Source organism: Streptomyces cinerochromogenes (assembly GCF_014648635.1).
GTDB classification, from domain to species: domain Bacteria; phylum Actinomycetota; class Actinomycetes; order Streptomycetales; family Streptomycetaceae; genus Streptomyces; species Streptomyces cinerochromogenes.
In genome coordinates, this window is sequence record NZ_BMRM01000002.1 from 162202 (window position 1) to 185565 (window position 23364).

The 23364-nt window shown below is 72.0% G+C and carries 18 protein-coding genes; 10 read left to right on the forward strand and 8 right to left on the reverse strand.

Annotated elements, in window-relative coordinates; all coding sequences use genetic code 11:
• Positions 1-4 precede the first annotated feature (4 nt).
• From IEZ20_RS04470 to rsmI, 4 genes are all read right to left on the reverse strand, one after another.
• Positions 5-1408, reverse strand: a complete 1404-nt coding sequence (locus tag IEZ20_RS04470; RefSeq protein ID WP_189294780.1) for a resuscitation-promoting factor — start codon at positions 1406-1408, stop codon at positions 5-7.
• Positions 1409-1522: 114 nt separating this feature from the next.
• A complete protein-coding gene (locus IEZ20_RS04475) occupies positions 1523-2422 on the reverse strand; it encodes a TatD family hydrolase (protein WP_189294781.1) in 900 nt (299 codons plus the stop codon).
• Positions 2423-2469: 47 nt separating this feature from the next.
• Positions 2470-2874, reverse strand: coding sequence for a hypothetical protein (locus IEZ20_RS04480; RefSeq protein WP_189294782.1), 405 nt, complete (start codon positions 2872-2874; stop codon positions 2470-2472).
• Between the two features lie 235 nt (positions 2875-3109).
• Positions 3110-3961 carry a 16S rRNA (cytidine(1402)-2'-O)-methyltransferase gene (gene rsmI / locus IEZ20_RS04485; RefSeq protein WP_189294783.1) on the reverse strand — a complete coding sequence of 284 codons (852 nt, stop codon included), beginning with the start codon at positions 3959-3961 and terminating at the stop codon, positions 3110-3112.
• Between the two features lie 105 nt (positions 3962-4066).
• On the opposite strand from rsmI, the gene IEZ20_RS04490 reads away from it, so the two are divergent.
• From IEZ20_RS04490 to IEZ20_RS04500, 3 genes are all read left to right on the forward strand, one after another.
• A complete protein-coding gene (locus tag IEZ20_RS04490) occupies positions 4067-5824 on the forward strand; it encodes a dolichyl-phosphate-mannose--protein mannosyltransferase (RefSeq protein WP_189294784.1) in 1758 nt (585 codons plus the stop codon).
• A gap of 1649 nt (positions 5825-7473) precedes the next feature.
• The gene (locus IEZ20_RS04495; RefSeq protein ID WP_189294785.1) at positions 7474-9108 is read left to right on the forward strand and encodes a penicillin-binding transpeptidase domain-containing protein; all 1635 of its coding nucleotides are present in this window, start codon (positions 7474-7476) and stop codon (positions 9106-9108) included.
• 98 nt (positions 9109-9206) lie between these two features.
• The gene (locus tag IEZ20_RS04500) at positions 9207-10871 is read left to right on the forward strand and encodes a penicillin-binding transpeptidase domain-containing protein (protein ID WP_189294786.1); all 1665 of its coding nucleotides are present in this window, start codon (positions 9207-9209) and stop codon (positions 10869-10871) included.
• A gap of 17 nt (positions 10872-10888) precedes the next feature.
• Here the strand turns inward: IEZ20_RS04500 and IEZ20_RS04505 are convergent, their stop codons facing one another.
• On the reverse strand, positions 10889-11227 hold the full coding sequence (locus IEZ20_RS04505; RefSeq protein ID WP_189294787.1) for an SsgA family sporulation/cell division regulator: 339 nt from the start codon (positions 11225-11227) through the stop codon (positions 10889-10891).
• Between the two features lie 165 nt (positions 11228-11392).
• On the opposite strand from IEZ20_RS04505, the gene IEZ20_RS04510 reads away from it, so the two are divergent.
• The 6 genes from IEZ20_RS04510 (at position 11393) to IEZ20_RS04535 (ending at position 16230) form a co-directional block, all read left to right on the forward strand.
• On the forward strand, positions 11393-12436 hold the full coding sequence (locus IEZ20_RS04510; RefSeq protein ID WP_189294788.1) for an energy-coupling factor ABC transporter permease: 1044 nt from the start codon (positions 11393-11395) through the stop codon (positions 12434-12436).
• Position 12437: 1 nt separating this feature from the next.
• Positions 12438-13199, forward strand: coding sequence for a cobalt ECF transporter T component CbiQ (cbiQ, locus tag IEZ20_RS04515; protein ID WP_189294789.1), 762 nt, complete (start codon positions 12438-12440; stop codon positions 13197-13199).
• A complete protein-coding gene (locus IEZ20_RS04520) occupies positions 13187-13945 on the forward strand; it encodes an energy-coupling factor ABC transporter ATP-binding protein (protein ID WP_189294790.1) in 759 nt (252 codons plus the stop codon). Before cbiQ ends, IEZ20_RS04520 begins: the two co-directional genes overlap by 13 nt.
• On the forward strand, positions 13942-14406 hold the full coding sequence (locus IEZ20_RS04525; protein ID WP_189294791.1) for a MarR family winged helix-turn-helix transcriptional regulator: 465 nt from the start codon (positions 13942-13944) through the stop codon (positions 14404-14406). The genes IEZ20_RS04520 and IEZ20_RS04525 overlap by 4 nt, the downstream gene beginning before the upstream one ends.
• 140 nt (positions 14407-14546) lie before the next feature.
• Positions 14547-14993: an organic hydroperoxide resistance protein gene (locus tag IEZ20_RS04530; RefSeq protein ID WP_189294792.1), complete on the forward strand. Its 447-nt coding sequence runs from the start codon at positions 14547-14549 to the stop codon at positions 14991-14993.
• A 76-nt stretch (positions 14994-15069) separates the two neighbouring features.
• The gene (locus tag IEZ20_RS04535; protein WP_189295337.1) at positions 15070-16230 is read left to right on the forward strand and encodes a serine hydrolase domain-containing protein; all 1161 of its coding nucleotides are present in this window, start codon (positions 15070-15072) and stop codon (positions 16228-16230) included.
• A gap of 52 nt (positions 16231-16282) precedes the next feature.
• Here the strand turns inward: IEZ20_RS04535 and IEZ20_RS04540 are convergent, their stop codons facing one another.
• The 3 genes from IEZ20_RS04540 to IEZ20_RS04550 form a co-directional block, all read right to left on the reverse strand.
• Positions 16283-16558, reverse strand: coding sequence for a DUF1876 domain-containing protein (locus IEZ20_RS04540; protein ID WP_189294793.1), 276 nt, complete (start codon positions 16556-16558; stop codon positions 16283-16285).
• A 178-nt stretch (positions 16559-16736) separates the two neighbouring features.
• Positions 16737-18950: an MMPL family transporter gene (locus IEZ20_RS04545; RefSeq protein ID WP_189294794.1), complete on the reverse strand. Its 2214-nt coding sequence runs from the start codon at positions 18948-18950 to the stop codon at positions 16737-16739.
• A 112-nt stretch (positions 18951-19062) separates the two neighbouring features.
• On the reverse strand, positions 19063-19668 hold the full coding sequence (locus tag IEZ20_RS04550) for a TetR/AcrR family transcriptional regulator (protein WP_189294795.1): 606 nt from the start codon (positions 19666-19668) through the stop codon (positions 19063-19065).
• Positions 19669-19825: 157 nt separating this feature from the next.
• On the opposite strand from IEZ20_RS04550, the gene IEZ20_RS04555 reads away from it, so the two are divergent.
• Positions 19826-23314, forward strand: a complete 3489-nt coding sequence (locus IEZ20_RS04555) for a S41 family peptidase (protein ID WP_189294796.1) — start codon at positions 19826-19828, stop codon at positions 23312-23314.
• Positions 23315-23364: the final 50 nt, after the last annotated feature.

Genomic DNA, 23364 nt, shown 5'->3' on the forward strand with positions numbered 1-23364 from the left:
TTCCCTAGCCGCGCAGCCGGGCGCCGCAGTGCGGCCAGGGGCTCGTCCCCCGCTGTACGTACAGCTTCTTCGCGCGGTACGTCTGTTCCTCCGCCGACGCGTCCTGGGGGCGGCCCGTGCCGCCGAGGCTGTGCCAGGTGCGCGTGTCGAACTGGTAGAGCCCGCCGTACGTGCCGGAGGCGTCGACGGCGTCCGGCCGGCCGCCGGACTCGCACGCGGCGAGCGCCTGCCAGTTCAGGTGGTCCGCGCCGGACACGGAGTCGGGCCGCGGCTTGGTACCCACCCGCACCACCTGTGTGCGCGGCAGGCGCACCACCTCGGACCGCTCCAGGCGCGGCCTCTGCCGGACGCCGTTGACGGTGCGCAGCAGGTACGTGGTGCGCCGCAGCCCGGGCTGTCCGGGCCGCGCGACGACCTCGGTGCCCCTGAGGAGCGAGGGATCCTCGGTGCGCTCGACCCGGAACGGGATCTGCTCCTCGCGGACCTCGCGGCCGCCGGTCACCCGGAGCACGGTCACCGTCTGTCCGTCGCGCGGAAAGCTGTCCGGCGGGACGGAGGTGGTGTCCTGGCCGTGCAGGGTGATGCCGGCTTCCTCGACCGCTTCCCGGACGGTGGCCGCGTTGGTGCGGACGGTGCGGGTCCGGCCGTCCGCCATGACGGTGACCGCGCGCTCGGTGCGCACGTCGAGGGCGAGTCCGGCGCGTCCGATGCGCTGGGAGCGCGAGGTCGACAGGTACGCCCCCTCGGCGCGTACACCCAGCTCGTCCAGCGCCCCTTCCACAGTGCGCGCCGTCGTCCACACCTCCTGCCGCCGGCCGTCCAGCGTGAGGCGTACGGGGCGCCCGTACCGCACCGCGACCTCGTCGCCGCTGGCGAGTTCCGTGCCGGGGGCGGGCGCGATCATGTCGTGGGCCCCGACGCGCACGCCCTCCTCGGCGAGCAGTTCGCTCACGTCGTCGGCGAAGGTGTGCAGGCTGCGCTGCCTGCCGTCGACGCTCAGCTCGATCGCCTTGTCCTCGGCGACGAAGGCGGTGGTGCCGCCGGCCAGGAAGGCCACGACCAGCGCCTGCGGCAGCAGCCGGCGCATGGGCGACTCCGGCCGGTCGCAGTCGCGGGCCCGGCGCCGGCGCGAGGGCCGCCCGTCGGTCTCCGCGGGCGGCTGCGCCTCCCGGGCCGCCGTCTCCGCCTCCGGAGCCGCTTCCGCTTCCCGGGCCCCCGTCTCCGCCGCGCCGGCCGTCTGCCGGGGCAGCGGCGGCATCGGCGGCATCGGCTCGGTGACGAAGTACGCCTCGGCCTCGTAGGCGGGCCGGTAGGTGTCCTTGCCGAGCCCGTACGGCAGTGTCTCCGCCGTGTGCGCAAAGACCTCATGGCCGTAGGGGTCGTACGTCCCGTAACTCGACTTGCTCACGCCGACACGCTCCAGGGGGCCACAGGGGTCCGGTTCGGGCCCCCAGAACCTAGCGGAGGGTCGGTCACTCTCCAAAGCGACGCGACTACGTACAGTTGCGCCCCGAACGGGTGATCAGTACCCGAAGGCCCGGGCGGTGTTCGCCGCCAGGGCCGTGGCCAGCGCGTCCTCGTCGATGCCGCGCACGGCGGCCATCGCACGCACCGTGACCGGGATCAGGTACGGCGCGTTGGGGCGCCCGCGGTACGGCGCCGGGGTCAGGAAGGGCGCGTCGGTCTCCACGAGGACCAGCTCCAGCGGGGCGACGGCGAGGGCGTCCCGCAGGTTCTGGGCGTTCTTGAAGGTGACGTTGCCGGCGAAGGACATGAAGTAGCCCTCGCGGGCGCAGATCCCGGCCATCTCGGCGTCGCCGGAGTAGCAGTGGAAGACGGTGCGCTCGGGGGCGCCCTCCTCCTTCAGGATCCTGAGGACGTCGGCGTGGGCGTCGCGGTCGTGGATGACGAGCGCCTTGCCGTGCCGCTTGGCGATCTCGATGTGGGCGCGGAAGGACCGCTCCTGGGCGGCCTTGCCCTCCGGGCCGGTGCGGAAGTGGTCGAGGCCGGTCTCGCCGACGCCCTTGACCTGCGGCAGTGCGGCGAGCCGGTCGATCTCGGCGAGGGCCTCGTCCAGCGCCGCGTCGCCGCCCGCCGGCCGGGCGCCCTGCCGCGACCAGCCGTCGGGGTCCCCGTGGACGATGCGCGGTGCCTCGTTGGGGTGGAGGGCGACGGCGGCGTGGACGCCCGCGTGGGCGGCGGCGACCTCGGCGGCCCACTGCGAGCCCTTGATGTCGCAGCCGACCTGGACGACGGTCGTCACGCCCACCGAGGCGGCCTTCGCCAGGCCCTCCTCCACCGTGCCGGACTGCATGTCGAGGTGGGTGTGGGAGTCGGCGACGGGCACCTGGAGGGGCGCCGGAAGCGGCGGGGCCGCCTTCTTGTCGTCGTCTGCGGAGCTGTGGCCGGCGTTCGAGGGCATGCCCCGATCCTACGAAAGGGGCATGCCCGCGCGATCCCGTGCCCGGCTCAGCTCGCCCGGCGCTGGAAGGGGTGCAGGAGGTCGGAGAGGTGCCAGTGGTGCGGCTCCTCGGCCTGCCCCGGCACCGCGGGCACCTCGACCGGGCCCGCCGCCGGCACCCGGTGGTGCTCCCGGGCGGCCGCGCCGCGCACCGAGGAGACCTGGCCCGCGCGCATGATCCGCACGACGTGGCCGTCACAGTTCTGGCAGGCGGGCCGGCTGAGCGGCGACGGCACCACCCGGCCGTCGGCCACGTACAGCACGAACTCCTCCCCCTCGGCGTTCGTGTGGTGCTCTATCTCGTACGACTGCTCCCAGCCGTGCCCGCAGCGCATGCAGGCGAACGAATACGACTCGTGAACGACGGCCGAGGCTGTACCGCGGAGCCCGGTCTGCCCTGCTATGTCACTCATGCCAGCTCCCTCTTGCACGGGTGCGTCCCTCTTGGACGGGTGCGTCCCTTCGACCAGTGGACGCCTCCGCGGGCCTGAACGCACCAGGTCTGTCGAGTGTTGGAGCCGTTTTGGACATCGCTTGCCGAACTGACTCGAATGAGACGGTTGGGCTTTGCCATCGACGCCAGCCTTTTGCCCTCCCATGGCACGCGCGCTCAGCCGAGACGATCCCTGCTCAGGGGGGTGGCGCGGCTCAGTTCGGGTCCGTCTTCTTGGCCTGGACCACGGCGTCGAACACGACCCGTTTCGGCAGTCCCGCCTCCACCGCGACCGCCGCGATCGCCTCCTTGCGGCGCTCTCCGGCCTCCTCCCGCACGCGTACCCGGCGGACCAGCTCGGCGGCGTCGAGTTCCTCCGGCCCGGTCTCGGGCGCGCCCTCGACCACGACGGTGATCTCCCCGCGCACGCCCTCGGCGGCCCACCGCGCCAGTTCGGCCAGCGGACCGCGCCGTACCTCCTCGTAGGTCTTGGTCAGCTCGCGGCAGACGGCGGCGCGCCGGTCCGCGCCGAAGACCTCGGCCATCGCGGCGAGGGTGTCGTCGAGCCGGTGCGGGGCCTCGAAGTAGACGAGGGTGCGCCGCTCGCCCGCGACCTCGCGCAGCCGGGACAGCCGCTCGCCGGCCTTGCGGGGCAGGAAGCCCTCGAAGCAGAACCGGTCGACGGGCAGTCCGGACAGGGCGAGCGCGGTGAGCACGGCGGACGGCCCCGGCACGGCGGTGACCTTGATGTCCCGCTCCACGGCGGCGGCGACCAGCCGGTAGCCGGGGTCGGAGACGGAGGGCATGCCGGCGTCGGTCACCAGCAGCACGCGCGCGCCGCCGAGCAGCTCCTCGACCAGTTCCGGTGTCCGGGCGGACTCGTTGCCCTCGAAGTACGACACCACGCGGCCCTTGGGCGTGACGCCCAGCGCCTGGGTGAGCCGGCGCAGCCGCCGGGTGTCCTCGGCGGCGACGACGTCGGCGCCGGCCAGCTCCTCGGCGAGCCGGGGCGGCGCGTCCGCGATGTCACCGATGGGGGTACCTGCCAGGACAAGGGTTCCAGTCACACCCCCATCCTCCCAGGGCTCCCGTCGGGGGAGGAAAACGCGTGCGCGGTGACCGGTACCGCACATGCACGGGACTCGCACAGGCCGGTTCCCTACGATGGCGCGGTGACCAGTACCGCGTCCTCCATGGACCTCCGGCAGGACCAGGCACCGCACGACCGGCGGCCGTCGTGGCAGCAGCGGCTGCGCCGATTCGGGTACGCGCCGGCATCGGACGCGCCCGAGGGCGACGTACGCGACCGGCTGGTGCCGCCGTACGCCGAGCCGAGCCCCCGGCTGTGGCGGGTGCTCGGCGTGCCGCCGGTCCTCGCCGAGCGGCTCACCCGCTGGTCCGGCTGGGGCGGGCCGCTGCTGGTGACGCTGCTGGCGGGCGTGCTGCGGTTCTGGAACCTGGGCAGCCCGCGCGCGGTGATATTCGACGAGACGTACTACGCCAAGGACGCGTGGGCGCTGGTCCACCGCGGTTTCGAGGTCAGCTGGGACCAGTACGGCAAGAACGCCAACGACATGGTGCTCCAGCAGGGCGGGCACCTGGCGGTCCCGACGGACCCGGCGTACGTGGTGCACCCGCCGGTCGGCAAGTACGTGATCGGGCTCGGCGAGCTGGTCTTCGGGTTCGACCCGTTCGGCTGGCGGTTCATGACGGCACTGCTCGGCACGCTGAGCGTGCTGCTGGTGTGCCGGATCGGCCGCCGGATGTTCCGCTCGACGTTCCTGGGCTGCCTCGCGGGCGCGCTGATGGCGGTGGACGGCCTGCACTTCGTGATGAGCCGGACCTCGCTCCTCGACGGCGTGCTCATGTTCTTCGTGGTGGCCGCGTTCGGCTGCCTGGTGGTGGACCGGGACCGGGCGCGGGAGCGGCTGGCCGCCGCGCTGCCGGCGGGGCCGGACGGCCGGGTGCGGCCGGACGGGCAGGTCGCGGACGGCTTCCGCTTCGGGTGGCGGCCCTGGCGCTGGACGGCCGGGCTGATGCTGGGCCTGGCCGTGGGCACGAAGTGGAACGGCCTGTACGTCCTGGCCGCGTTCTGCGTGATGACGGTCCTGTGGGACGTCGGCACCCGCAAGGTGGCCGGCGCGTACCGCCCGTACCTGGCGGCCCTGAAGTACGACACGGGCGCCGCGTTCGTGGCGACGATCCCGGTGGCGCTGGTCGTCTACCTGGTCTCCTGGACCGGCTGGATCCTCTCCCCGACCGACGGCACGGGAGGCTACTACCGCAACTGGGCGGCCACCGACGGCAAGGGCGGCACCTGGGCGTTCCTGCCGGACTGGCTGCGCAGCCTGTGGCACTACGAGCACGAGGTGTACAAGTTCCACGTCCACCTCGACCAGCCGCACACGTACCAGTCCAACCCGTGGAGCTGGATCGTGCTGGGCCGCCCCGTGTCGTACTTCTACGAGTCCCCCTCCCCCGGCGCCGACGGCTGCCCGGCGGACGCGGGCCAGAAGTGCGCCCGGGAGGTGCTGGCGATCGGCACGCCGCTGCTGTGGTGGGCGGCCTGCTTCGCGATCGGCTACGTGCTGTGGCGCTGGGCGTTCCGCCGCGACTGGCGGGCCGGCGCCATCGCCTGCGGCATCGCGGCGGGTTACCTCCCCTGGTTCCACTACCAGGAGCGCACGATCTTCCTCTTCTACGCGGTCGTCTTCCTCCCGTTCCTGTGCCTGGCGGTGGCGATGATGGTCGGCGCGATCGTGGGTCCGCCGAGATCCACCGACACCCGCCGCGTGCTCGGCGCGACGGCGGCGGGCGTACTGGTCCTGCTGATCGCCTGGAACTTCATCTACTTCTGGCCCCTGTACACGGGCCAGGCGATCCCGATCGACAGCTGGCGGTCGCGGATGTGGCTGGACACCTGGGTGTAGCGGGCCATACGCGCCCGGACCTCTCGGCAGGACACCGAGCCGTCTTGGTCGTTGGTGGGTGTTCGAGCTCGCCATCGGCCGCCCTCAGGTGGCCCGTTGACGGCCCAGCTGGCGTGGCTGGCAGGTTTACAGTCCTCGCCTCCCGTTCCTCCCGTCAACAGTGGTCGACGAGCGTGGCCAGGAAGACCGCAGCCGGGGCCCTCACCCTTCTGGGCCACGCTCTGGCTCGGCGGCAGCGTCAGCATTTCGCGTCCCAGGTGTACCTCGACGCCTTGGGGAGCGCGAAACGCGATTGAAAAATTCCTGCGCCGTGGCAACCAGCGTCGCTGCGCCTACACCGTAGTACACGCCACTTAGGAACTCTAGGTGACGCTCTTCCGCTGCCTCTCCGATTCCGTGCACTCTAATCCTCACAGAATCGAAATACGTAACCTCATTCACCCGGAAAGAATAATTCCAGCTCCAAGGCGTACGGCCACCCTGTGAGTCCGGGGCCTTACCGGAGTCCATCGCCCAGTCCACGTCACATCCATCGCAGCGTGACAGCGCAGCTACAACTGACACCGTTCCCCCTTGGAGATCCGCAGCAGATCCACCATGCTTCTTTACGCGTAGCCCGGGCATCGATATGGCGGAAGAACTTCCGTGAGTTGCGACAATAAGATGCCTGGCGGATGGCCAACAAAGAGAGATTTGATTGGACGCTGGGGCCAGAGGCGACTCTGGCTCGAACTCTGGCGAGCGCACAGGTGGTGGCCCCTGCATGGGGTAGCGCATGGTAGTGAGATGACGCAGGTCCGGCCCCGTCCCAATCACGTAGTCGCCGGACCATGGCGTGACCCTGACGGCCCAGTCCTGACGCGCCTCAGCGGCATTCCCCTCGAACTTGAACAGTGCACAGTCGTAGGAAACACCCTCATGAGAAAGTGGGGACCACTGAGCTAGCCAGACGACGAGACGAACCTTAAGCCCTTCCACGACATTCTCGTGCGTACCTGCCACGAAAGTAACACTCGGCGGCTCAGGCTCCTTTGGATTCCCCACATCAGGGCTCAGGCCATACCCGATCCCGAACAGGGCGACAGACAGAATAACAAGGATGAACACTGTGGCATACTCGCGCGCAACAGTGCGAGGCTGATATCTTTTTATGGCGCAAGTCGCCAGGAAGGCACCGGCCGCCATCGAAAACACGCCACCCAAAAGGGTGATGGTCACGACAAAAAGGCCGCCAATCAGCAGAAGGACGCCGACAGTCATATGCAAGTGCGCGTAACTGCCATGCCGACGTGCGCCGTTCATGAGAGTGACACCTCGACGAGATTCGCGGCACTACACCGTTATTTTTCCACGCGCCATCCGAAGTTGCGACTGGGCGCAGCTCGAAGTGGCTGACAGTATGTTTGAGCCCGCCAGATGGGGAGCCGGCCTGCGCCGCACGTCCACTGGCGGTCGCGGATGTGGCTGGACACCTGGGTGTAGCGGGCGGAGCGTCCGGTGGAGCGGCCGCCGGAACCCGTGCAAGCGCGCATCTCTGTTCGGACAACAATCGGCAACTCCGGTCACAAGCGCTCCACAACCGCTTACAGTGCTCCCGACACCTGTTTTGAACGTGTTCAACAGGTCGAACGGGAGGGGGAGTCCGCGTCATGCGCAACGGGGTCAAGGCGGCCGTCGTGGGGAGCGTGTGCGTCACGGTGCTCGGCGGGGCCGGGTACGGCGTCTACAACATCGCGTCCGCGCTGAACGGCGACGGCGGCACCGGGGGCGCAGCCTCCGTGAGGACCGGTCCGCCCAGCGGTTCGGAGGTGAGGGAGGCGACCGGCGCGTTCTTCGCCGCCTGGGAGAAGGGCGACACGGTCTCCGCGGCCTCGTGGACGAACTACCCCCAGGCCGCACAGGAGTTGCTGACGGCCTTCGCCGACGACGCGCACCTGGGCAAGGTGCGGATCACCCCCGGCAGGGCGAGCGGCGACACGGTGCCGTTCACGGTGCGGGCGACGGTGTCGTACGACGGCGTGTCGCGGCCGGTGTCGTACCGCAGCACGCTGACCGTCGTCCGCGGCGAGACCTCGCACCGCCCGCTGGTCGACTGGCAGCCCTCCGTCGTGCACCCCCGCCTGCGCAAGGGGGACACGCTCAGCACCGGCGAGTCCAGCGCGCCGGAGATCGAGGCGGTGGACCGCGACGGGAAGGTGCTCACCCGCAGGACGTACCCGTCCCTCGGCCCGGTCCTGGACGAGCTGCGCAGGCGGTACGGCGACAAGACCGGCGGCCGGCCCGGGGTGGGACTCGTGATCCGGCACCAGGCGGCGGCCGACGGCACCCAGGCCGCCGACACCCCGCTGCTCACCCTCGTCAAGGGCAGGCCCGGCAAGCTCCCGACGACGCTCAGCGCGAGCGCCCAGGCGGCGGCCGAGGCGGCCGTGGCGAAGTACCCCGAGTCCTCCGTCGTGGCCGTCAAGCCCAGCACCGGCGAGATCCTGGCCGTCGCCAACAACCGCACGGACGGCTTCGACGCGGCCCTCCTCGGCGAACGCGCCCCCGGCTCCACCATGAAGATCATCAGTGCGGCCACCCTCATCGACAACGGTCTGACCACGGCGAACGGCCCGGCACCCTGCCCGCCCTCGGCCGTCTGGCAGAGCCAGACCTTCCAGAACCTCAAGGGCCTGACGCCGAACGAGCACGCCACCCTCGCCGACAGCTTCGCCCGCTCCTGCAACACGGCGTTCGTGAAGTTCGCGGACGAGGTGAAGGTCGACTCCCTCACCCGGGAGGCCCAGGACCGGTTCGGGCTCGGGCGGAACGACTGGCAGGCCGGCGTGCCGACCTTCGACGGCCGGGTCCCCGCCTCCGGCGGCCCGGACACCGCGGCCAACCTGATCGGCCAGGGCCAGGTCCAGATGAGCCCACTGAACATGGCGTCCGTGACGGCGACCGCGAAGACCGGCGCCTTCCGCCAGCCGGTGATCGTGCCGCTGAAGCTGGACGGCCGGACCCCCGCACGCGCGCGTGGCCTGTCCCCGGGCACGGCCCAGCAGCTGCGCGCCCTGATGAGCCGCACCGCGCGCAGCGGCACCGCGGCGGGCGTGCTGGGCTCGATGAGCGGGGACGTCGGCGCCAAGACCGGATCCGCGGAGGTCGACGGGGAGGCCAGGTCGGACAGCTGGTTCACCGGGTACCGGAACGACGTGGCAGCGGCGGCCATGGTCCAGGACGGCGGGCACGGCGTCGACGCGGCCGGGCCGATTGTCGCAAGCCTGCTACGGATCGCCGGCTGAGATCACCCGCGGAGGCGGGGACTTTAAGGTGAATGCCGTCGTTGGGGAAGTGTGAGGGCTGCGGGGACCCTGGGGAAAGGTGCGGAGGAACTGAGGCTGTGGGCAAGAGAAGGCGCGTCGCCGAGCGACGGAAGACCCGTCCCGCCGTGCTCGGCGGGATGATCGCCGTGGTCGTCGGCGGTGCCGGGTTCGGCGTCTACGCGCTGTACGGCGGGGCCGCGGCCGACGAACGGACCGGTGCCACGGCCGACCACAAGGCCGTCCCGACCGGCCCGCTCACCGCCGCCGAGGTCCGCACCGCCTCCACCCGCTTCCTCACCGCCTGGCAGCGGGGCCGGGTCACCGAGGCGGCCGCCGCCACCGACGACCCGTCCGCCGCCGGCAAGCTCCTCACCGGCTACGCCAGGGACGCCCGCCTGAAGGACGTCACGCTCACCCCGGGCAGGGCCAAGGGCGCCACGGTCCCCTTCTCCGTGAAGGCGACGGTGTCCTACCGGAACCTCAGCAAGCCGCTGGCGTACGGCAGTTCCCTCACCGTCGTCCGCCGGGCGAGCGACGGCAGGCCGCTGGTCGACTGGCACTCCGCGGTGGTCCACCCGGACCTCCGCGACGGCGACACGCTCGTGACCGGCGAGTCCGGCACCCCGCCGGTCAAGGCGCTGGACCGGTCCGGCGGCGAGATCACGGCCGCGAAGTACCCGTCGCTGGGCACGGTGCTGGACGGCCTGCGGGAGAAGTACGGCAAGAAGGCGGGCGGCACGGCGGGCGTCGAACTGCGCGTGGTGCGCGGCAAGGCGGCCAAGGCCGCGAAGCTCTCCGACAAGACGCTGGTGGAGCTGAGCAAGGGCACACCGGGCACGGTGAGGACCACGCTCAGCCCCGCCCTGCAGGCCGCCGCCGAACAGCAGGTGGACAAGCGCGCGCGTGCCTCGGTGGTCGTGCTGCGGCCCTCGACCGGTGAGATCCTCGCGGTCGCCAACAGCGGGCACGGCTTCAACACCGCCTTCCAGGGCTCCCTCGCGCCCGGCTCCACGATGAAGGTGATCACCTCCTCGCTGCTGATCGAGAAGGGCCTGGCCTCGGCGGACAAGGAGCACCCCTGCCCGAAGACCTCCAAGTACGGCGGCTGGACGTTCCACAACGACGACGACTTCGAGATCAAGGGCGGCACGTTCAAGGCGAGCTTCGCCCGGTCCTGCAACACGGCCTTCATCAGCCAGGCGAAGAAGCTGGAGAACGACGACCTGACCAAGCAGGCCCAGCAGGTCTTCGGGCTGTCCATGAACAACTGGGCGATCGGTGTGCCCACCTTCGACGGCTCGGTGCCGGTGCAGTCGGCGGCCCAGATGGCGGCCTCCCTGATCGGGCAGGGCGGGGTGCGGATGAACCCGCTGAACATGGCCTCGGTCGCGGCGACCGTGCAGTCCGGCAGGTTCCACCAGCCGTACCTGGTCTCCCCTTCCGTGGACCACCGCACGCTGGCCACCGCCTCGCGCACCATGTCGGCGAAGACGCTGTCCCAGGTGCGCGAGCTGATGAACTACACCGCCGCGTACGGCACGGCCGCCGAGGCGATGTCGGGGCTCGGCCCGGACTTCGGCGCGAAGACCGGCTCGGCGGAGGTCGACGGGCAGAAGAAGCCGAACGGCTGGTTCACGGCCTACAAGGGCGACCTGGCCGCCGCCGGCGTGGTCCAGGCGGGCGGGCACGGCGGTGACACGGCCGGACCGATCGTGGCGAAGCTGCTGAAGCTCGGGAGCTGACCGGCTCCCGGCGGGGCTCAGCCTCGTACGGGTTCGGCGGTGTAGGTGCGGCGCAGGAACCTGAGCAGCGTCTTCGACTCGAACTGCACCACTTCGACGCCGTGGTCGGTGTGGAACTCGACCACGGCCTGGACGCGTCCGCAGGGCCACACCCGGACGTCACCGCTCGCGGCCGGCACCCGCAGCCCCTGCTCCAGGAGCGCCCGGGAGAAGGTCCACTCGTGCGGTCCGGGCAGGCCCACACGGACCGACCGGGGATCGGAGTCGGGGTCGTAGCGCAGCACGACGGGTACGGCCCCCGGATCCTCCTCGTCCGTGACGATATGAGCGCGCGCGTACTGCTCGACTACAGACATCGGACCGCCCTCTCACGCACCGTGACGTATGCGAAAGCTGTGCATCCGCTTTCCCTCCAGAGTCGCACATTTTCCGGTGCACGCCCCGGCGGGAGACGAGACCTGGTCTCTCTTGCGTCCGGTCTCTCTTGCAAGGAGTTCGCAACAAGGGCCTAAAATCGTCGGGTGCATGTACCTGACGGATTCATCGACGCCCCGACCTCGGCGGTCACCGGGGTGGTCGCCGCCGGCGCCCTCGCGGTGAGCCTGCGCGGCGCCCGCCGTGAACTCGACGAGCGCACGGCCCCGCTGGCGGGCCTGGTGGCGGCGTTCATCTTCGCCGTCCAGATGCTCAACTTCCCGGTCGCGGCCGGCACCAGCGGCCACCTCCTCGGCGGGGCCCTGGCCGCGATACTCGTCGGCCCCTTCACCGCCGTGCTGTGCGTGTCGGTCGTGCTGCTCATGCAGGGGGTGCTGTTCGCCGACGGCGGGCTGACCGCGCTCGGCGTGAACATCACCGACATGGCGATCGTCACCACGGTCGTGTCGTACGCCGTCTTCCGCGGCCTGCTCGCCGTCCTGCCCCGCAAGCGGCGCTCGGTGACCGTCGCCTCCTTCGTCGCCGCGCTGGTGTCCGTGCCGGCCGCCGCGGTCGCCTTCACCCTCATCTACGCGGTCGGCGGCACCACCGACGTCTCCATCGGCAAGGTCGCGACCGCCATGATCGGCGTGCACGTGCTGATCGGCATCGGCGAGGCGGTCATCACCGCGCTCACCGTCGGCGCCGTCGTCGCCGTACGCCCGGACCTGGTGCACGGCGCGCGCGGGCTGCGGCAGCGGCTCCGGCTGCGGGTGAACGGCACACTGGTGGACGCCCCGGCCCCCACGGCGCCCGTGGCGGCGCGCACCTCGCGGCGCACGCTGTGGGTGACCGGCCTGGTCACCTCGCTCGTCCTCGCCGGCTTCGTCAGCTTCTACGCCTCCGCGAACCCCGACGGCCTGGAGAAGGTCGCGCACGACAAGGGGATCGACAAGAAGGAGGGGAAGCACGCCGCCTCCGGCTCGCCGCTGGCCGACTACGGTGTCAAGGACATCTCCGACGCCCGGCTGTCCGGCGGTCTCGCGGGTGTGATCGGCGTCGGCGTCACGGTCGTCGCGGGCAGCGCGGTGTTCTGGGCGCTGCGCCGGCGCCGCGGCGACGACGTCTCCCCCGTGAACACCGGCGTCTGACGTGGGAGCGGGACACACGCACCGGCTGTACCGGCACGGGCACTCGCCCGTGCACGGTCTGCCGCCGCACACCAAGCTCGCCGCCGCGTTCCTGTTCGTGGTGGTCGTGGTGTCGACCCCGCGCGAGGCGATGTGGGCGTTCGCGCTCTACGCCGTGCTGCTGGCCGGTGTGGCGTACCACGCGCGCGTGCCCGCCGGCTTCCTGCTCAGGCGGCTGCTGATCGAGGTGCCGTTCGTCGCGTTCGCGGTCCTCCTGCCGTTCGTCGCGGAGGGCGAGCGGGTGGACGTCCTGGGCCTCTCGCTGAGCATGAACGGGCTGTGGGGTGCCTGGAACGTGCTCGCCAAGGGCACCCTCGGCGTCGCCGCCTCCGTGCTGCTGGCCGCCACCACCGAGCTGCGCGAACTCCTGCTGGGGCTGCAGCGGCTGAAGCTGCCGCCGCTGCTCGTGCAGATCGCCTCCTTCATGATCCGCTACGGCGACGTCATCGCCGACGAGATGCGCCGGATGCGGATCGCCCGCGAGTCCCGCGGCTTCGAGGCGAAGGGCGTACGGCACTGGGGCGTGCTCGCCAAGTCCGCCGGCGCGCTGTTCATCCGCTCCTACGAACGCGGGGAGCGCGTGCACCTGGCCATGGTGAGCCGGGGGTACGCCGGTGCGATGCCCGTCATCGACGAGGTGACCGCCTCCGGCGCGCAGTGGCGGCACGCCCTGACCCTCCCCTGCGCCGCCCTCGTCGTCTGTCTGCTGGGATGGTTCCTGTGACGCCTTCATTGGAAGTGGCCGGTCTGGCCTTCGCCTACCCCGACGGGCACCAGGCCCTGTTCGGCGTGGACTTCTCCATCGGACGCGGCGAGCGGGTCGCCCTCCTCGGCCCCAACGGCGCCGGCAAGACCACCCTGGTGCTGCACCTCAACGGCATCCTCGGCGGCGGCACGGGCACGGTGACGGTGGCCGGGCTGCCGGTCGGCAGGCAGCACATGGCCGCGATCCGGCAGAAGGTCGGCATCGTCTTCCAGGACCCCGACGACCAGCTGTTCATGCCGACCGTGCGGGAGGACGTCGCCTTCGGGCCGGCCGCCGCCGGGATCAAGGGGGCCGCGCTGGAGGAGCGGGTGCGCACGGCGCTGGAGCGGGTCGGGATGCAGGACTTCGCCGACCGGCCGCCGCACCACCTGTCCTTCGGGCAGCGCCGCCGGGTCGCGGTGGCCACCGTGCTCGCCATGGAGCCGGAGATCCTCGTCCTGGACGAGCCGTCCTCCAACCTGGACCCGGCCTCCCGCCGGGAACTCGCCGACATCCTGCGCTCCCTGGACGTGACGGTCCTCATGGTCACGCACGACCTGCCGTACGCCCTGGAGCTGTGCCCGCGCTCGCTGATCCTGAGCGACGGGGTGATCGCGGCGGACGGCCCGACCGGTGAGCTGCTCTCCGACGAGGAGCTGATGCGGGCGCACCGGCTGGAGCTGCCGTTCGGCTTCGACCCGAAGTCCGTGACAATGGGCGCGTGACGAACGAGGATCCCGCCGTCGAGGGCTCGCTGCTGCTGGACGACCAGCTGTGCTTCGCGCTGTACGCGGCCCAGCGCGCCGTGACCGCCGCGTACCGGCCGCTGCTGGACGACCTCGGGCTCACGTATCCGCAGTACCTGGTGCTGCTGGTGCTGTGGGAGCGCGGGGAGACCAGCGTGAAGGAGCTGGCGGGCGCGCTGCGGCTGGACTACGGCACCGTCTCGCCGTTGCTGAAGCGGCTGGAGGGGGCGGGCCTGGTCCGCAGGGAGCGCGCGCCGGGCGACGAGCGCTCGGTGCGGGTGGCGTGCACCGGGCGCGGTGAGGAACTGCGGGAGCGTGCGGCGCGGGTGCCCGGCGCACTGCTCACGACCACGGGGCTCGGCGCCCGGGAGATCGCGCGGCTGCGCGAGGAGTTGTGGCGGCTGACCGAGCGCGCCGACGCGGCGGCCGACCGGCACTGATCCCGGGCTTGCCCGCGCTCGCGCGGCCCTGGGGCCCGCGTTACCCGCGGTTGCCCACCCCTGCGGGTGACCCCTGACCTACCGGCCAGTACCTTGTGCACGATGTACTTGTGCGCCACTTGTTCCGGGGGAGGCCGGCCATGACCGAGGGCACCGCTGTCGACACGCGTCCGACGAAGATCATGTACGTCGCCGAGGCCACCGCCCACGGCGGCCGGGACGGCTATGTGACCAGCCAGGACGGCCGGATCGACCTGAAGGTGGCGATGCCGCCGGAGCTGGGCGGCGACGGCGACGGCACCAACCCGGAGCAGCTGTTCGCGGCCGGCTTCAGCTCCTGCTTCCACAACGCGCTGATCCTGGTCGGCAACCGCGCCGGCTACGACCTGACCGGCTCCACCGTGGCCGCCAAGGTCGGCATCGGCCCGAACAGGCACCGCGGCTACGGCCTCGCGGTCGCCCTCAGCGTCTCCCTGCCGGTCCTGGACCCGGAGGTGGCGGCCGGACTCGTGGACGCGGCGCACGAGGTCTGCCCCTACTCGAACGCGACCCGCGGCAACATCGACGTCTCGATCCTGCTGGGCTAGGCGTACCGAGGAATCCAAGGCCCCGCCCCCGTGTTTCACTCATGGTCGTAAGCGAGTGAAGGGACCCGGCGTGGATGTGAACGTGAACGGCACGGTGGCCGAGGGTTTCGAGCCGGTCGGGGAGGCGTTCGCCGCCAACTTCGCGCAGCTCGGCGAGCGCGGCGCGGCCGTCGCCGTCTACCGGGACGGACACCGGGTCGTGGACCTGTGGGCCGGGACGAAGGACGTGGACGGCACCGCCCCCTGGGAGCCCGGCACCGCGCAGGTCGTGCGTTCGGCCACCAAGGGCGTCGCCGCCGCCGCGCTCCTGCTCCTGCACCAGCGCGGCGAGCTGGACCTGGACGCCCCGGTCGGCACGTACTGGCCGGAGTACAAGGCGGCCGGCAAGGAGCACACGCGCGTCCGGGACCTGCTGGCCCACCGGGCGGGCGTGCCCGTGCTGGACCGCCCGCTGACGCCCGCCGAGGCCGCCGACCCCGACCGGGGCGCCGCGGCCGTCGCCGCGCAGGCGCCGGTGTGGCAGCCGGGCACGGACCACGGCTACCACGCCCAGACCTACAGCTGGCTCACCGGCGAACTGCTCCGCCGGGTCACCGGGCGCCCGGCGGGCGACTGGATAGCGGACGAGATCGCCCGGCCGGCCGGTGCGGACCTGTGGCTCGGGCTGCCGGCGTCGGAGCACGCGCGCGTGGGCCGGGTCGGCCCGGTGGACGCGCCCGAGACCGCGGGCGGCCTGAAGACCCGCCCCAAGCGCGCGGTCGCCGAGGCCTACGCCGACCCCGCGTCGCTGACCCGCCGCGCGTTCGCCGCGATCACCCCGCTCCCCGACGAGAACGACCCCGCCTACCGCGCCGCCGCCCTGCCCGCCTCCAACGGCATCGCCACGGCCGACGGACTGGCCCGCTTCTACGCCTCGCTCATCGGCGAGGTGGACGGCGGGACGCGGCTGTTCACCCCCGAGACCATGGAACTGGCCCGGGGCGAGCGGTCCGCCGGACCGGACCGGGTGCTCGTGGTCGGCACCCGGTTCGGCCTCGGCTACATGCTGCACGGGGCCGCGTCCCCGCTGCTCTCCCCCGCCTCCTTCGGCCACCCCGGCCGGGGCGGCGCGCTCGGCTTCGCCGACCCGGAGGCCGGGATCGCCTTCGGCTATGTCACCAACGGCTTCCGGGGCAGCGTGACGGCGGACCCCAGGGCGCAGGCGCTGGTCCGAGCGGTCCGCACGGCGCTCGCCTGACCCGCGGGCGCCCGCGGGCCGCGGTGGGCGGGCCGGGCACGCCGGGCGCGGGTCACACGTGGATCGGGTGCGAGGTCCGCCCGGACGCCTGGTCGATCTCCTCGTGGGCCTTGGTCAGCAGTTGCATGGCCAGTTCGTTCAGGGCGCGGGCGCCGGCGATCTCCTCGCCGACCCGGGGCTGGTTCGCGTCCACGCGGTGCCGGCTGGCACGGCCGTGGGCCCGTACCTCCGAGCCGTCGGGCAAGCGCACCAGGGCCGCCGCTCGCGTGTGCTGATCGTCCTCCTCGAACTCAAGCTCGACATGCCATCCCACAGTGGTGTGCGTCATGACGACCACCTCCGAGAAATCACTGATTCCAGGGTGCGCCACCGCACCCCGGCCCGTCATGTCGGGCCGGGTGGCGGCAGCGTCTCCGCCCGGGCCGGAGGCGGCGGAAAGCCGGTGAGGGTGCGGCCCCGTCCCCACGGGCACCCTCACCGGCCGCTCCTTCAGGAGGCCGGGCGCGTCAGGCGCGTACCAGCTCCCGTTCGCCCTCCCTGCCGTCCGCCGGGGACTGCGTGCGCAGGCCCTCGCCCTCGACGTCGACGTTGGGCAGGGCGCGGTCGAGCCACTTCGGCAGCCACCAGGCGCGGCTGCCCAGCAGGGCGAGGACCGCCGGGACGATGGCCATGCGGACGATGAACGCGTCGAAGAAGACGGCGATCGCGAGGCCGAAGCCGATCATCTTGACCATCGACTCGCTGGAGCCGATGAAGCCGGAGAAGACGGCCATCATGATGACGGCGGCGGCGGTGACGACACGGGCGCCGTGCCGGAAGCCGGTCACCACGGCCTGGCTGGGCTTCTCGCCGTGGACGTACGCCTCCCGCATGCGCGTCACGAGGAACACCTCGTAGTCCATCGCGAGGCCGAAGACGACGCCCACCATGAAGATCGGCATCATCGACATGACCGGTCCGGTCTCCTCGACGTTCATCAGGCCGGACAGCCAGCCCCACTGGAAGACCGCGACCACGGCGCCGAGGGCCGCCATCACGCTGAGCAGGAAGCCGAGGGCCGCCTTCAGCGGGACCAGGACCGAGCGGAAGACCACGATCAGGAGCAGGAACGCCAGGCCCACCACCAGCGCCAGGTACGGCAGCAGCGCGTCGTTCAGCTTCTGCGAGACGTCGATGTTCATCGCCGTCGAGCCGGTGACCAGGACCGTGGAGCCGGTCTCCTGGGCGATGTCCGTGCCCTTGTCGCGGATGGCGTGCACCAGGTCCTCGGTGGTGGCCGAGGACGGCTTGGAGTTCGGCACCACGGTGATCGTCGCGGTGTCGCCGGCCTTGTTGGGCGCGGCCGGGGTGACCGTGACGACGTCCTTCAGGCCCTTGATCTCCTGGCCGACCTTGGTGAAGGCCGCCTTGGGGTCGTCGCTGCCCTTGGCGTCGACCACGATCATCAGCGGGCCGTTGAAGCCGGGGCCGAAGCCCTCGGACAGCAGGTCGTAGGCGCGGCGCTGGGTGGTGGAGACCGGCTGGGAGCCGTCGTCGGGCAGGCCCAGTTCCAGGGAGGCGGCCGGGACCGCCGCCGCGCCGAGGCCGAGGACGCCGAGCAGGAGGACGGCGACCGGGCGGCGGACGACGAAGCTGGCCCAGCGGGTGCCCATGTTCGGACGGCCGGGGTTCTTCGGCGCACGGCCGCCGCCGAGCAGCCTGCTCTTCTCGCCCGCCGGCTTGATCCTGCGGCCGGCGTAGCCGAGCAGCGCCGGGATCATGGTCAGGGCGATGAGGACGGCGATGGCGACGGTGCCCGCCGCCGCGATGCCCATCTTCGTCAGCATCGGGATGTTGACGACGGACAGGCCGACCAGGGCGATGACGACGGTGAGGCCGGCGAAGACGACCGCCGAGCCCGCCGTGCCGACGGCCCGCCCGGCCGCGTCCTCGCGCTCGCGGCCCTCGGCCAGTTCGGCGCGGTAGCGGGAGACGATGAAGAGGGCGTAGTCGATGCCGACGGCGAGGCCGATCATCGAGGCCAGGGTGGAGGTGGTGGAGCCCAGGTCCAGGGCGCTGGCGAGCGCGGTGATCGCGGAGACGCCGATGCCGACCCCGATGATGGCGGTGAGCAGCGGGAATCCGGCCGCGAGCAGCGAGCCGAAGGTGATGACCAGGACGACGGCGGCGACCGCGAGGCCGATGATCTCGCTGGAGCCGGTCTCGGGGGTCGCGGTGAGCGCGTCACCGCCGATCTCGACGGTGAGGCCCGCGTCCCGCGCGTCCTGCGCGGCCTCCTTCAGGGCGTCCTTGGAGGAGTCCTCCAGCTCCATGCCGGAGACCTTGTACTTCACCGAGGCGTAGGCGATGGTGCCGTTCCTGCTGACGGCGTGCCCGGTGTAGGGGTCGGCGACGGAGGCGACCTCGGAGCCGCCCGCCAGTTCCTTGACGGTCTTGCGCACGGCCGCCTTGTTGGCGGCGTCGGTCATCTTCTCGCCCTGGGGGGCCTTGAAGACGACCCGGGCGGTGGCGCCGTCGGCGCTCATCCCGGGGAAGCGCTGTTCCAGCAGGTCGAAGGCCTTCTGGGCCTCGGTACCGGGGATGGAGAAGGATGTGTTGCCGGCGGCCGGCGCGGAGGCGGCGCCCACCCCGGCGAGGGTGAGCAGCGCGACCCATATGAGGGCGACGAAGTGCCGTCGCCGGAAGGCGAGGCGGCCGAGTTTGTAGAGGAACGTGGCCACGGAGGCGTACTCCCGGTCAGGTCGTTGGGTTCAGCTGGGCAGGGGTGATCAGCCCGACGACGTGAGCGGTGACGTCAGGTGGTGGGCTTGCTGGGGAAGAGCGTGAGGGGGTTCAGCTCGTGGGGACGCCGAGGGCGGGGAGGACCACGGCGTCGATGTACGAAAGGAGGAAGGCCTGTGTCGGCGGCTGCTCGTCGATGAGGGTGCGGGCGGCGAACCCGCCGATCATCATGTGCATCACGTAGTCGATCGCCGGGTTGTCCGCACGGACCTCGCCCCGGTCGATCGCCCGTTGCAGCACACGGCGGAACGCCGCCATCTCCGGATCGATCAGGTGGTCCCGGAACGCCCGAAGGAGGTCCGGGTTGCCGTGCATCGCCATGGCCAGGCCCCGCATCAGCGCGGAGTTCTGCTCCATCTCGCAGTCGTCCGAACGCAGGGTGAGGGCGTGCAGGTCACCTCGGAGGGACCCGGTGTCGACCTCGTCGGCGGATCCGCCCGGCTTGTTGTGCCGCACGGCCTTGGCGACCAGGTCGGCCTTGCCGCCCCACTGGCGGTAGAGCGTGGCCTTGCTGGACCGGGTGCGGGCGGCCACGGCGTCCATCGTGAGGGCGTCGTAGCCGACCTCGCGGAGCAGGTCGAGCACGGCCTCGTACAGCTCGGCCTCGCGCTCGGGCGTGATCCGGCTGCGACGTGTCGCCGCCACGGCTTCCGTCATGCCTGTCACCTTCCCCGCTCCGTCGGTCTTCTTCCTCGTACAGGGATGAAGATACCCCCTCCCCTTGCGAAACGAAACCGTTTCGTACGTGTGTTGGGTCACGAAGGTGAAGGCCCCATAAGTTGCTGGCACCGTGGCAGGGGAAAAGCATGGGGAGGTGAGCTATCTGCGCCTTCCCCACCTCAGCGGCGACCTGCTCTGCTTCGTCGCCGAGGACGACCTCTGGCTGGCCCCCCTCGACGCCCCGGGCCGCGCCTGGCGGCTCACCGCGGACCGCACCAAGGCCGGACACCCGCGCTTCTGCCCCGAGGGCCGCCGGATCGCCTACACGACCTGGCGCAGCCTCGTCCCCGAGATCCACCTCGTCGACGTCGACGGCGGGCCCGCCCGGCAGCTGACGTACTGGGGCAGCGCCGACACCCAGGTGTGCGGCTGGACCCCGGACGGCGAGATCCTCGCGGTGGCCTCCCACGGCCAGCCCTTCTCGCACTTCACCTGGGCCTACAAGGTCCCCGCCGACGGCGACCCGGGCGGCCGGCTGCCCTGGGGCCCGGTCACCGACATCCAGGTCGCCGACGTCGACGGCGTCCACAAGACCCTGCTGCTCACCGGGACCCCGCCGCACGAACCGGCCTCCTGGAAGCGGTACCGCGGCGGCGCCATGGGCCGGCTGTGGCTGCACGGACAGCGGCTGCTGCCGGATCTCGACGGCCATCTGGCCTGCCCCCTGTTCGTCGCCGGCCGGATCGCCTTCCTCTCCGACCACGAGGGCGTCGGCAACCTCTACTCCTGCGCCCAGGACGGCACCGACCTGCGCCGCCACACCGACCACGACGCCTTCTACGCCCGGCACGCCTCCAGCGACGGCGAGCGGGTGGTCTACCAGTGCGCGGGCGACCTGTGGCTGGTGGACGACCTCTCCCCGGACGGCGTACCGCGCAGGCTCGACATCCGGCTCGCCGGACCGCGCACCGGCCGCCGCCGCTACCAGGTGCCGGCCGCGCAGAACATCGACGGCATCTCCGTGGACGAGACCGGACGGGCCAGCGCGGTCGTCGTCCGCGGCAGCCTGTACTGGCTCACCCACCGCGACGGCCCCGCCCGTACGATCACCGACACGCCCGGCGTCCGGGTGCGGCTGCCGGAGATGCTGGGCTCCACCGGGCAGGTCGCCTACGTCACCGACGCCGAGGGCGAGGACGCCGTCGAGATCGTCCACCTCCCCCGCGCCACCGGCGGCCGCGCCCCCCGCCGGCCGGCCTCCGGCTCCCTGGGCCGCGTCCTGGAACTGGTCTCCGACCCCCAGGGCGAACGCCTGGCCGTGGCCTCGCACGACGGCCGGCTGCTGCTGATCGACGTGCCGGAGGGGGAGACGGGGGCCGAGGCGGGGGCAGAGGCGGGGGCCGAGGGCGAGACAGGGACGGAGGGCAAGGCGGGGACAGAGAGCGAGACGGGGGCGGAGAGCGCTACCGGGGCCGAGGCGAGTGCGGAGGCCGAGGCGGGGACGGAAGCCGGGGCGGGGACGGAGGCCGGGGCGGGGACGGAGGCCGGGGCGGGGACGGAGGAGCGGACGCGGAAGCAGCAGGGCGGGACCGAGGAGCCCGGTGCCGCCGCCGGGCCGCGCGGGACCGTCACCGAGCTGGTCCGGTCCGCCAACGGACCGGTCCGCGACCTCGCCTTCTCCCCCGACGGCTCCTGGATCACCTGGTCGCACCCCGGCATCGGCCGCTCCCTGCGCCAGATCAAGCTGGCGCGCATCAAGGACCGGCTGATCGTGGACGTGACGAACGGCCGCTTCGAGGACGAGAACCCGGTCTTCACCCGCGACGGCCGCTACCTCGCCTTCCTCTCCTGGCGCGGCTTCGACCCGGTCTACGACGTGCACACCGGCGACCTGTCCTTCCCGCTCGGCTGCCGCCCGTACCTGGTCCCGCTCTCCTCCGCGACCCCCTCCCCCTTCGCCCTCAACCCCGAGGGCCGCCCGGCCGCCGGCGGGCTCGACCCGCTGGAGGACGAGGAGACCGGCGAGGCCGGGGCGGTGACGGTCGAGGTGGAGGGGCTGGCGAACCGGGTCACACCGTTCCCGGTGATCGCCTCCAAGTACTCCGGGCTGTACCCGGTCGCGGGCGGCGGCCTGGTCTGGCTGCGCTGGCCGATCTCCGGCGCGCTCGGCGAGACCTTCGTCAACCCGGCCGACACCAGCGGCCGCCCGACCCTGGAGTACTTCAACATCACCAAGGCGAAGAAGTCCGAACTGGTCGACCACCTGGACTGGTTCGCGGTGAGCGGTGACGGCACCCGGCTGGTCGTGGTGGACGAGGGCGATCTGCGGGCGGTGCCGTCGACCGAGATCGGCGACGCCGACTCGACCGTCTGGATCGACGTCCGCCGCATCCTGCACGAGGCCGACCCGCCCGCCGAGTGGCGCCAGGCGTACGACGAGGCGGGGCGTCTGATCCGGGCCTACTTCTGGGAGCCGGGCATGTGCGGCATCGACTGGGACGCGGTGCTCGACCAGTACCGCCCGCTGGTCGAACGGGTCGCCTCCCCCGACGAGTTCGCCGACCTGCTGCGCGAGGTCCTCGGCGAACTGGGCACCTCCCACGCCTACGTCACCGCCGCCCGCCGCAACGAGGGCCCGCCCCACTACCAGCGCTGGCAGGGCCTGCTCGGCGCCAACTTCGTGCGCCGCGACGGACGCTGGGCGGTCAAGCGGATCCTGCCCGGCGACTCCTCCGACTCCAAGGCCCGCTCCCCGCTGGCCGGCACGGGCATCCGCGAGGGCGCCGTCCTGACCCATGTCGACGGCCGCCCGGTCGACCCGGTGACGGGCCCGTACCCGCTGCTGGCCGGCTCCGGCGGTACGACGGTGGAGCTGACGTTCCTCACGGCCGAGGGCGACACCGGGCACGCGCGGCGGGTGGCCGTCGTCCCGCTCATCGACGAACGCCCGCTGCGCTACCAGGACTGGGTGGCCAAACGCCGGGCCGTGGTCCGGGAGCTGAGCGACGGCCGCTGCGGCTATCTGCACATCCCCGACATGGGCGGCTCCGGCTGGGCCCAGTTCAACCGCGACCTGCGGATGGAGGTGTCCCGGCCCGCGCTCATCGTGGACGTGCGCGGCAACGCGGGCGGCCACATCAGCGAACTCGTCATCGAGAAGCTGACCCGGACGATCGTGGGCTGGGACCTGACCCGGTACGCGCAACCGGTGTCGTACACCTCCGACGCCCCGCGCGGTCCGGTGGTGGCGCTGGCCGACGAGGCCACCTCGTCCGACGGCGACATGATCACCGCCGCCTTCAAGCTGCTGAAACTCGGCCCGGTCGTCGGCCAGCGCACCTGGGGCGGAGTCGTCGGCATGACCGGCCGGCACCGGCTCGGCGACGGCACCGTCATCACCGTCCCCATGAACGCGGCCTGGTTCGACGCCTACGGCTGGTCCGTGGAGAACCACGGTGTCGCCCCCGACCTGGAGATCGTGCGCACCCCCCTCGACTGGGCCGAGGGCCGCCACGCCCAGCTGGCCGACGCGGTGGAGCTGGCACTGAGCCTGCTGGAGACCAACCCGGCGGCGGTCCCCCCGGACTACAGCGCCGTACCGGACCGCTCCCGCCCGAAGCTGCCGCCGAGGCCCCGGGGATGACGCCGCCGAGGCTCCGCGCACGACGCGCCGTGGGGCACCCTTCCGGGAAG